This is a genomic window from Paramesorhizobium endophyticum, assembly GCF_014640615.1.
Lineage (GTDB): Bacteria > Pseudomonadota > Alphaproteobacteria > Rhizobiales > Rhizobiaceae > Paramesorhizobium > Paramesorhizobium endophyticum.
Genome location: NZ_BMHH01000067.1, coordinates 950 through 1944 on the forward strand (window position 1 = coordinate 950; position 995 = coordinate 1944).

At 62.5% G+C, this 995-nt stretch carries 1 protein-coding gene; it reads right to left on the bottom strand.

All coding sequences use genetic code 11. The annotated features are described in order from the left end of the window. The coding region (locus IEX53_RS23545; RefSeq protein ID WP_188826599.1) for a Mu transposase domain-containing protein at window positions 1-995 on the bottom strand (995 nt) is incomplete at both ends.

Here is a 995-nt window from a genome sequence, read left to right on the forward strand (position 1 = left end):
TGGCCAGGTCCAGTCGTGGCGGCCGGCGCTCCACCCGGCACAGGATCAGATGCTTGATCGCATCGAAGCCAATGGCTCCGAGCTGAATGGCCTGCTTCACTGCGGCATGCAGGTCCGCAAGGTCGAAGCTCTCCAGCAGACGGAGAACCTGTACATATTCCCGCCGGCCATGCTTTGCCATGCGACCTTCCATCAGGCGGCGTAGCGTGGCGAACTCCTCCGGCAGGTCCCAGCCCTGGAGAGGAGCCGCCTGATCCAGCGCATTGATCTTCTGCTCGATCAGCGGCAGGTAATGCACAGGGTCGAAGACAACGTCCTCACGCTCCCAGGAGCGCGGATGGCGGGCAATGATCTGGCCGCTGCAGCCGATCACCACCTTGTCGACATAGCCTCTGACCCAGACGTCCTGATGACCGTAGGCGACCGGCACGGAATAGTCGTTGGTCTTGTAGCGCACCAGCGACTGGGCTGTCACAATAGCGCTGGCCTGGTCGCAGGCATCGAAGGGCGATGCCGGCAAGGGACGCATAGCCGCCAGATCCCGTTGCAGGCGCTCGCCGATCGTCTCGCTCTCGCCGCGCAGCCTGTCGCTCTGGCGTTTGCGGCATTGCTCTTCCAGAAAGGCGTTGAAGGCATCCCATGTTGCAAACCGCGGGATCGGCACCATGAAGTTGCGCCGGGCATATCCGACAAGACCCTCCACATTCCCCTTGTCATTGCCCTTTCCCGGACGGCCATAGCGATCCCGGATCAGGTAGTGGGACAGGAACCCGCTGAACAGCGCGGCCCGTTTGCGAGTGCCGTCGGGCAGAATCTTTGCGACCAGGCAACGGTCGTTGTCATAGACGATCGACTGCGGCACGGCCCCAAAGAAGGCAAATGCATGGATGTGGCCGTCCACCCAGGCCTCGGCCACTGCCGCCGGATAAGCCCGCACATAGCAGCCGTCACTGTGAGGAAGATCGAGCACGAAGAAGCGGGCCTTCTGCTCGACA